This window comes from Acinetobacter sp. GWC1_38_13 (assembly GCF_001767535.1).
GTDB classification, from domain to species: Bacteria; Pseudomonadota; Gammaproteobacteria; order Pseudomonadales; family Moraxellaceae; genus Acinetobacter; species Acinetobacter junii.
Genome location: NZ_MELG01000104.1, coordinates 78,256 through 80,316 on the forward strand (window position 1 = coordinate 78,256; position 2,061 = coordinate 80,316).

Annotated in this window: 2 protein-coding genes; both read right to left on the bottom strand. The window is 45.0% G+C overall.

The features are described from left to right. A partial coding sequence (locus tag A2003_RS11390; RefSeq protein WP_286687390.1) for a YqaJ viral recombinase family nuclease occupies positions 1–942 on the bottom strand: 942 nt, incomplete at its 3' end. Between the two features lie 229 nt (positions 943–1,171). Continuing rightward, a partial coding sequence (locus A2003_RS11395; RefSeq protein WP_286687391.1) for a DUF932 domain-containing protein occupies positions 1,172–2,061 on the bottom strand: 890 nt, incomplete at its 5' end.

Consider the following 2,061-nt stretch of genomic DNA (forward strand, 5'->3'; position numbering starts at 1 on the left):
TATTTGATGTTTTAACTCATCAAAATACTGTTGGTGTTGTTCAAGTCTGTGTCGCTCTTCTAACAGCTGGTTAAAGAGATAGTTAGCCTGTTCATTTTGGCTGAGGTCTTCTACGGTTAATGGAATCTGTTCAGGATAGAGTTGTTGTAGGGCTTTGGCTGCTGAATCAGAGGCATCAACACTGGGTGGAATACCCGATTCTACACATTGCCAGAAGTGACGTTCCGCATTGATGATGTGCTGAATCACCGTTTCATTTCTTGTCACTTTATAGATTTTGGTTTCATGTCCACAGATCAAGGCACAGATATGTGCCGCCTGTTTGCCTGTCACCGCCAATTGATGTTGGACTTGGCACAGCACATACAGTGGTACACCATCCCGCCAAAGTTTTGCACCATATTCTCCGACAGTTTTACACTCCAAGATTTGCACTTCTTCATTACTGACAATGGCATAGTCCAGATTGGCGAGCATAAACTGCTTGTCTTCATCAGGGTGTTGTAATACTGCATTAACACGACGCACTTTGTTGTTGGTGTGCATGCTGTAGTATTCAGCCACCAAGGGTTCAAGTTGTTTGCCCCAGTACAATGGTGCATAGCCTGCACTTTCATCTTCGATGTTTTGTTGCATGCGTCCTGTCTTGATCATCCACAGTTCCAGCATCGACATATAGGGATTGAGTCCGCAGGCAGTTGCAGCATCACTACTACCGATACCCTGTTTACGGATTTCAAGCCATTGTTGATAGTTCAGTTGCTTGGTGTTGGCTAGGCGTTTGGCTGTGGGTGTTTTTGTTTTTCTTGGCTGTTGATTGGGTCGGTCACCTTTAGTTCGAGTGCCGACTTCGACTTGTGGAGTGGATGGATTGATATTCGGTGAGTAAGCTTGTAATGGGGGTTGGTTTAATGCGTTTTGAATGTGATGATGACTATTCATAATGGCGATATTCCTTTTTAAATAAAGTATCGTCACCACAGCAACTTCTAGATTTCAGGTATAAAAAAGCCACCTCTGAGAGTGGCGAAGAGTCTTGCACTGCGGCTATCGTATAACCACTGGCTTAGACTAATGGTGAAAGCTTAAATAAAGCTGAAATATGAGTCACTGTGGTGGGTATAGGTTGTAAGGGAAATGATGGTTGGATCTGATAGTCGTTGGGCTAAGGCTAAGCCAACATACGTAAAGCCTGTTCCAAGCCCCGTTGTTTAATCGCAGCCCCCGCCCCAAACCATGCTGAATCGAGTCGATGATCGGTACTCATGGCGCGTCTTTCATGATCGACGAATTCCGTGATTGAGCATAACAAACCATAGGCCGTGTCTTTGGCTGAACTGAGTTCTGCCCCACGCCCATGTCCGTTAAACATGGTCATCACTTTAGACATAGCGCGTCCATTCGGTTCGGTTTTATTGTCGGATTTATGCAGGTTCGGTGTTACGGGAATGGTTGCTTTGGGTAGTGCTGCATTACGATAGTATTGAATGATACTGTCCTCTTGATCTGCCACACTCAGATTGCTGTTGTTAAACACCGCATCAAAGTAAGCAGCCGCTTCTTGTTGTGTCACTTTACGTTGACTGAGTTGCTTCATTTCATACATGTGTTCATCCCATGCACGCACTGAAATACCGAGTTGATGTTTGACTTTCTCCGCATCAAAGCGAGTACTGTGGGGAACTTTGACTACACCTGTGTTATTCGATCCAGCACTTTGTGCTTTCAGTGCAATCGCTAGGGTATTGTTACACACCACTCGAATTGAAGTGAATTGTACCGTAGTCGCTAAGGTACCATCACAAGCGGTCGCCAAAAGAATATAGCCATTGCTGACATCTTTGCCTTTTAAGGCTGCACTCTGTCCTGTCTTCGCCAAAGCCCAGAATTTCTTACCGCCTTTCAGCACCCCAGCGGTTTCTAACTCAAAACCCGATTGTTCGCTTAAGTCTCGATAGAAGTTTAAGATTTCCATTGGTTGCACTTCTTGGAAACGTTGACTAACCACAGATAACGGTGCATGGGTATCGGAGCGATACAGTACCCGTTGTTCTTCAAAGG